This is a genomic window from Nostoc sp. (assembly GCF_036917355.1).
In the GTDB taxonomy this organism is placed as follows: domain Bacteria; phylum Cyanobacteriota; class Cyanobacteriia; order Cyanobacteriales; family Nostocaceae; genus Nostoc.
Genome location: NZ_JBALDP010000063.1, coordinates 26,688 through 34,074 on the forward strand (window position 1 = coordinate 26,688; position 7,387 = coordinate 34,074).

A 7,387-nucleotide genomic window follows, 5' to 3' on the forward strand; every position below is an offset into this window, starting at 1 on the left:
GTTCCAAAGATGAAACTAGTGCGATTGCCATCGGGAAGATTGGTGCCTGCGTTGGGACAGGGAACCTGGGGAATGGGAGAGGATCGTAGTCAGCGACAAGCAGAAATTGCAGCACTTCGTCTTGGACTCGATCTGGGGATGACGCTGATTGACACGGCAGAGATGTATGGGGATGGTGGTGCGGAAGAGGTGGTCGGTGAGGCGTGCGCCAAATGCCGCGATGAAGTCTCCCTCATCAGTAAGGTCTATCCGCACAACGCCACCCAGCGGGGCGTGATCGAGGCGTGCGATCGCAGCCTGAGGCGGCTCAAGACCGATTACCTCGACCTCTATCTCCTCCACTGGCGTGGGTCAGTACCGCTGGCAGAGACGCTGGCAGGATTTCAGTGGCTCAAACAAGCAGGGAAGATTTGGGATTATGGTGTTAGCAATTTCGATCTCGATGACATGGAGGAGGCTATTTCCTTGCCTGGTGGCGACGGGATTATCGTCAATCAGGTGCTGTACAACTTGATGCAGCGTGGCATTGAGTGGGATCTGCTGCCCTGGTGCCAGAAGCGCGACATTGCCATCATGGCGTACTCGCCGATCGAACACTCCCCGCGTGAAGCAGGGGGAATGTTGCACAATCCTCAGCTCAAAGCGATCGCTGCACGTCACGGTGTTACGCCGACCCAAGTCGCTCTCGCATGGCTACTGCATCAGGAGGTGATCGCCATTCCTAAAGCCAGCAATCCAGCGCACGTTCGGGAGAATCGCGCGGCGTTGGATCTAACACTTACAAGTGCAGATTTGGCGGAACTCGATCGCGCCTTTCCGCCACCTCGCCATAAGATGGCACTCGCAATGAGATAAATACGAAGAATGACATGAAAATATTGATGGTTTTGACTTCCCATAATACACTCGGCAACACGGGTAGAAAAACCGGGTTTTGGTTAGAGGAGTTTGCCGCCCCTTACTACGTCTTCAAAGACGCAGGCGCAGAAATTATTCTGGCATCTCCCAAAGGTGGACAACCACCACTCGACCCCAAAAGCGATGCTCCAGATGCCCAAACTGAAGCGACCCTCCGCTTCAAACAGGATACCGATGCTCAAACCGTTTTAGCCAATACCCTAACGCTATCGAGTGTCTCTGCCGACGATTATGATGCGGTGTTCTATCCCGGTGGTCACGGTCCATTGTGGGATCTGGCTGAGGATGCCAATTCGATCGCGTTAATTCAAGCTTTCTATGCCGCTGGCAAGCCTGTAGCTGCCGTGTGTCATGCTCCCGGTGCATTGCGCCATACCAAAGCTGCCGATGGCTCTCCTCTCGTGCAAGACAAGTCCGTGACGGGCTTTGCCAATACAGAAGAAGCAGCGGTTGAGCTGACCAATGTCGTGCCGTTCCTGGTGGAAGACGAATTGAAAAAGAATGGCGGCAAGTATTCCAAGACCAATGACTGGCAGCCCTATGCAGTGAGTGATGGCAATTTGATTACCGGACAGAATCCCGCGTCGTCCGAACCCGCAGCAAAACTACTGTTGCAACAACTGAGTACAGCCACATTCGCTCCACGAGCCACATCATGACACGGGTTGTTCGTTTCCATCAGATCGGAGATCCTGAAGTCCTCCAAATCGAAGATCTCGAAGTCGGTGCGCCCGGCCCTGACGAGATCCGCATCCGCGTCGAGGCGATCGGTCTCAACCGAGCAGAAGCGATGTTTCGATCGGGAACCTACCTGGAAGAACCGCATCTACCTGCTCGTCTCGGCTATGAAGCCTCCGGTATTGTTGAGGCGTTAGGCAGCAATGTACAGGGCTTTGAGATCGGCGAAGCTGTCAGCGTGATTCCGGCTTTTTCCATGAATCAGTATGGGGTTTATGCCGAGCAAGCGATCGTGCCCGCTGCGGCAGTGCTGAAGCGTCCCGCAGGACTCAGCGCGGTCGAGGCAGCGGCAGTCTGGATGCAATATCTCACTGCCTATGGTGGAATGGCACTAAGAAAAGAATGGCACTAAGAAAAGCTCTAAGCTATACGGAATAAGGGCTACAGCTTTGAAAGCTATTGAACAGTGGAGGAGGGGTCAGGCGGTCGTCCAAGATGGCAGTGTCATGGAAGCGATGCCTACGGCGGTAAACTACGCCACGAAAGACACGCTTAGTTTGCGATCGCCTACGCCATCGCTTTGTCTTGCACCAGAAAGTGGAATCAGATCTACAAGTTGTCTAAAAATTTCTGGTAGGTAGGAAAAGCTTACTCGTTCATGAAATACTTTCCTTGAGACGAGCAAGCAAACATCATAAATACTACTGTGACACTACGAGTACAAATCCTCTCTTGATAAATTTAGCCAAAGTTTGGGACTACCGTTTAAAGAACTATTGCCAGAGTCTGTGATAAGACTTGCAATCTCGGAGCTAAAAATAAAATACAAAAAGCGGTTATTTGACCCATTAATAACTTTATGGGCATTTTTATCACAAGTGCTGGATACTGATAAAACTTGTAATAATGCTGTGAGTAAAATAATTGCACCTAAAAGCTGGTGAAGAAGTAGAAGTCCCTTCTCTTCGAGACGCTCCGCGAATAACAGATACGAGTGCTTACTGCCAAGCTCTTGTCTTGGCTTCCAGAAAAGTTATTAGAAAAACTTTTCAATTTCTCGGCACAAAGCTTAGAACAGAAAGTAGCAACAGAATATTTATGGTGTGGTCGAAATGTCAAAGTAATAGATGGGTCAACTGTCTCGATGCCTGACACTGTAGAGAATCAAAAAGAATACCCAAGAGCCCAGTAGCCAAAAACCCGGATATGGCTAACCAAAAAGCCAAAATTGGTGTGGTATTCAGTTTAATAACAGGAGCTGCTGTTGCTTTGTGCATCGATGTTCTGAACACTCATGATATCAAAATAGCAAGAAAACTATACAGTTTTCTTAAACCAAATTACGTCATCAATTGCAAACTGCTTAATTGATAAGGCTTTCCGCTTTTCTTAGTGCCATTCGAACCTGGTACATCGACAACGGTGACCGCGCCTCTGCGATCGCCGCTTTGCGCCAAGGACTCGATCTCGGCATGACCCACATCGACACGGCACAGATGTACGGCAGCGCCGAGGAGGTGGTCGCAGAGGCGATCGCTGGACGACGCGATCAGGTTTTCCTGGTTTCCAAGGTTCTTCCTGGAAATGCTTCTCGGAGAGGGACGATCATAGCCTGTGAGAAATCCCTCGCTCGACTTCATACCGATCGGCTGGACTCTTATCTGTTGCACTGGCGCGGTCAACACCCACTGGAGGAGACGATCGCTGCCTTCGAGCAGCTTCAGCACGAGGGGAAGATTCTCTGCTGGGGCGTGAGCAACTTCGATGTGCCTGACCTTGAAGCAGTCCAGAAGATCGCCTTAGAGGGTTCTCTCGTCTGCAATCAAGTCCTTTACCATTTGAGAGAGAGAGCGATCGAACACGCTGTGATCCCCTGGCGTGATTCGCAAATGAGTGGCGCAATGAGTCAATACGTCTCTAATCCAGCGTTCTGACCTCTGATTACTTGACATGAATTGGGTTTACGCAGCAGTGATTAGAAGTAGGCCAAGAGCCTACAACGCTTACACGTTCTAGTTTTGCAGGTTTACGCCACTCATTTGCTAATTGCGCCATATTTTCTGCTCATTCACACCTTACCTACTTTACTTGGGCTGCTACGATCTGGACAGAAGATTTAAGAGTGGGAGGGAGAAGCATGAGTTTGGTGATTTCAGACGACATTCTCTGGATTAGTTGGTCGGACTCCTTACTGGCGACATTTGCTCCCACAGCAGAGGCTTTGACCGAACTACAGACGCTGAGAGGTTGGTTTTTTGTTAGTTGTACCAGTTTGCTGCTGTATGGGTTAATTTGGCGCCGTGTTCGGCAACTTCAACAAAAACATCAGTTACTTCAAAATATCATTAACTCTATAAGTGATGCCATTTTTGTGAAGGATCTCCAGGGTCGTTATGTAGTGGTGAACAAAATGGCAGCTCAATCGTTAGGGCATCCTACGATGGATATTTTAGGGAAAGTTGTCGAACAATTTCTATCTCCTGAAGAGGCTCAACGGATTCGTTCACTTGAACAAACCATTTTGCAGACAGGACAATCGGAGGAGGTTGAAGAATTACTGACCATCAATGGAGAAGCGCGGTGGTTTTCGACGACTAAAAGCTTGTGTTTGGACGAGCGATCGCGACCTGTGGGGATCGTGGGCATTGCCAGGGACATCACAGAACGCAAGCAAGCCGAGGCAGAACGGCGGCGATCAGAACAGCTACGCATTGAGTTGAAGCTCTTGGAGAATATCCTTGAAATCATCCTGGCAGGCTATTGGGACTGGGACATTCTCGGTAAGCGGCTGTATTATAGCCTCGCCTGGAAGCGGATGCTTGGCTATGACGATCACGAGTTACCAGATATCCCAGAAACCTGGCAACAACTCATTTTTGCAGAAGATTTGCCCCGCGTAATGGACTGCTTTGATCAACATATCCAAAGCCGAGGACAAATTCCTCTTTCTAACGAGGCGAGATACCAACACAAAAACGGTTCTACTATTTGGGTAATCTGTTCGGGGCGTGTGATTGAGTGGGATGAGAATGGTAATCCACTCCGAATCATGGGTTGTCACATTGACATTACCCAACGTAAGCAAGTCGAGGAAGCTCTACGGGAGAACGAGCGTCGCTTCAAGGCAGTCTTCAACCAGCAATTCCAGTTCATGGCAATCCTGAAACCAGACGGGACGGTGATTGAAGTCAACGATACTTGCTTAAGGGTGACGGGCGTTTCTGCTGAACGGGTGCTGGGCGTTCGGTTCTGGGAAACGTCCTGGTTTAATCAGATCCCCTTAATGCAAGAACGGTTGCAGCAAAGCATTGCTGAGGTTGCCAGCGGCAGCAGTCCGGTTAGGGGAGAAGTCGAGTATTCGATGGCAGACGGGACGACGCAATTTGCCACTTATGCCATTACAGGACTCAAGGATGATAGAGATCAGGTAGTAGAGATCATTGTTGAAGGAGAAGGGGTAGACTTCATAAAGCGTAAACAAGCGGAAGAACAACTGCGACAGACCAATAAGCAGTTAGCACATGTCAACGCTGAACTCGCTCGTGCAACCCGACTGAAAGACGAATTTCTGGCAAACATGAGCCATGAGTTGCGAACTCCTCTCACCTCAATCCTGGGTATGGCAGATATGCTCAAGCAAGAGATATATGGGTCGCTAAATGAAAAACAGCACCAATACCTTGAGGTAATTTTCCAAAGTGGAAAGCATTTGCTGACGCTGATCAATGACATTCTCGATCTGGCAAAAATTGAGTCTGGCAAGATGGAATTACAGATTTTACCCACTTCGATCGAGGCACTGTGCAATTCCAGTTTGAACTTTATCAAGCAAGTTGCCTATCAAAAAGCAATCAAACTGGAAACTCGTATTCCCACCAACATTGGTCAGATTGATGTGGATGAACTACGAATGCGGCAAGCATTGATCAATCTACTAAGCAATGCCGTCAAATTTACACCGGAAAAAGGACAGGTTGTTTTAGAGGTGAGCCGCGAATTTTCTACAGATAGGCTTCACCAACATACTCAACAAATCATTCGATTTAGCGTCATTGATACAGGTATTGGGATTGCTCCAGAACATCTGCCAAAACTATTTCAATCCTTCGTACAAATTGATAGCAGTCTTAATCGTAAATACAGCGGTACGGGTTTAGGTTTAGCGCTGGTCAAACAAATTGCTGAGTTGCATCAAGGAACTGTTAGTGTCGTCAGTACGGTTGGTCAAGGAAGCCGATTTACCATTACGCTGCCAAGTCAAAATTGCTCTGACTTCACGCAGATGCAAGCTATGCAACTGGAACGAACGTTGCCATCAGAACAGCTCTTGCAACTTCAGAATTCCACGGTTACTGGTTTATTGCCAGCCCAACCTCTGATTCTGTTAGCAGAAGATAACCCAGCAAATATTGACACATTCTCAGCTTATCTCACCAGTTGTGGTTTTCGTTTAATTGTCGCAACAAATGGGCAGGAAGCAATCAATTTAGCCCAACAACAGCCCGACCTGATTTTAATGGACATTCAAATGCCGGGAATGGATGGTTTGGAAGCGATCCGTCAGATTCGAGCCGATTGCACCCTGACGAATGTGCCAATCATTGCGGTGACAGCTTTAGCTATGGCAGGCGATCGCGACAAATGTTTGGCGGCAGGCGCAACAGAGTACCTTGCCAAACCCGTCTCTCTCAAACAACTTAAGACCATGATTCAACAGTTACTTACTATGTCGAAGCCAGCTCAATAGGGGCGAGACGCGATCGCATTGCTGCTTACCTGGACATCACAACCCACATAATGATCCAGCAATTCTCTTTTTGGCATGTTCAAGTCCTAGAAATGCCGGTATTGTAGGGACATCTGAGAGAGCCAAGAGAGCCAAAACCGTTGAAAGAACGGGGGTTGTTTGACACCATAGTCGGTTCTTTTCGCCAGCGTTTGTCCTTGCTACCGGACAAACGCAGGGGCAAAAATACCCGCTATGGGATGGAAGATGCCGCCTTAAGCGCGTTTAGCGTGTTCTTCCCACATTCCGCAGGTGAGTTAAGAAAGAAGATAATATTTTCGGCAAGGAGCACCAAAAAACTGGAGAATCCATTGCCTTTCATAGGTTAAGTTGGCAATTTGCTGAATTTGGGCGACTGTAACCAAATGAATTGACATAAAACATTGGAACACCCAACGTAAAGTGGGAGTAGAAGTTGGTTTACCCAACTGATTGTCAATAGTTTTTTTGCCCGTTCTAATGCTTGGCGTAAAGCCCTTTGACCCAGACTGTAAACAAGCAAGCACAAACCCATAACCATAGAATCATGCAGCAACTCGCTCAGTTGAATTGAGAAGACACTGGAAGTAAAAAAAAAAGGGTCTTTGAGAAACCGAAAACCGCGCTCAGTAGACTGCTGTGCTTTGTATTCACGCAAAACATCGTCATAACTAAGTTTTTCAGCCAGCATTGAGGACATTGGTTGCTAAAATAAATCTTCCAGCGCGTTTGGTTTCAATAGCGATCGCTAATTCCTTGGGTTCTAGTGTTGCATCAACTTGGTAGTACAAGGTGGGTGAAGCATCCTTACTGGGTCTACCACGTCCAGTATGTTTTTTTACCTCTTTAACCTGACGTGAGTTCGACGGCTAGAAAAAGGCAAAAAGCCTGCTATGTATGGATTTGCATAACTCGGCATTACAAAGGCGATCGCTAAGATTGATTGAGAATGACTAAAAAAGGTACAAAAAAACGCCGAGACTAAAAATATCTAAGAAGAATGAGAGTCAGGGCTTAGTCTACCAT

The 7,387-nt window shown here is 47.9% G+C and carries 6 protein-coding genes and 1 pseudogene; 6 read left to right on the plus strand and 1 reads right to left on the minus strand.

The features are described 5' to 3' along the window. Positions 1-9: 9 nt before the first annotated feature. From V7K53_RS19855 to V7K53_RS19880, 6 genes are all read left to right on the plus strand, one after another. Entirely contained in the window at positions 10-855 is an 846-nt protein-coding gene (locus V7K53_RS19855) for an aldo/keto reductase (RefSeq protein WP_335199201.1), read from the plus strand. A gap of 14 nt (positions 856-869) precedes the next feature. Continuing rightward, entirely contained in the window at positions 870-1,577 is a 708-nt protein-coding gene (locus V7K53_RS19860) for a type 1 glutamine amidotransferase domain-containing protein (protein WP_335199202.1), read from the plus strand. Continuing rightward, positions 1,574-2,008, plus strand: coding sequence for an alcohol dehydrogenase catalytic domain-containing protein (locus V7K53_RS19865; RefSeq protein WP_335199203.1), 435 nt, complete (start codon positions 1,574-1,576; stop codon positions 2,006-2,008). The genes V7K53_RS19860 and V7K53_RS19865 overlap by 4 nt, the downstream gene beginning before the upstream one ends. A gap of 37 nt (positions 2,009-2,045) precedes the next feature. After that, positions 2,046-2,237, plus strand: coding sequence for a hypothetical protein (locus V7K53_RS19870; RefSeq protein ID WP_335199204.1), 192 nt, complete (start codon positions 2,046-2,048; stop codon positions 2,235-2,237). A gap of 726 nt (positions 2,238-2,963) precedes the next feature. Further along, the gene (locus tag V7K53_RS19875) at positions 2,964-3,530 is read left to right on the plus strand and encodes an aldo/keto reductase (protein WP_335199205.1); all 567 of its coding nucleotides are present in this window, start codon (positions 2,964-2,966) and stop codon (positions 3,528-3,530) included. A gap of 203 nt (positions 3,531-3,733) precedes the next feature. Then, complete coding sequence (locus tag V7K53_RS19880) at positions 3,734-6,343, plus strand: PAS domain S-box protein (RefSeq protein WP_335199206.1); 2,610 nt, start codon at positions 3,734-3,736, stop codon at positions 6,341-6,343. Positions 6,344-6,639: 296 nt separating this feature from the next. On the opposite strand, the pseudogene V7K53_RS19885 reads toward V7K53_RS19880, so the two are convergent. Beyond that, a pseudogene (locus tag V7K53_RS19885) lies at positions 6,640-7,215 on the minus strand (IS1634 family transposase); the annotation flags it as partial. Between the last annotated feature and the right edge of the window lie 172 nt (positions 7,216-7,387).

Bases quoted from the DNA above. Each gene is read 5' to 3' on its own strand.
- V7K53_RS19855 (WP_335199201.1), top strand. From the start codon at position 10: ATGAAACTAGTGCGATTGCCATCGGGAAGATTGGTGCCTGCGTTGGGA.
- V7K53_RS19860 (WP_335199202.1), top strand. From the start codon at position 870: ATGAAAATATTGATGGTTTTGACTTCCCATAATACACTCGGCAACACG.
- V7K53_RS19865 (WP_335199203.1), top strand. From the start codon at position 1,574: ATGACACGGGTTGTTCGTTTCCATCAGATCGGAGATCCTGAAGTCCTC.
- V7K53_RS19880 (WP_335199206.1), top strand. From the start codon at position 3,734: ATGAGTTTGGTGATTTCAGACGACATTCTCTGGATTAGTTGGTCGGAC.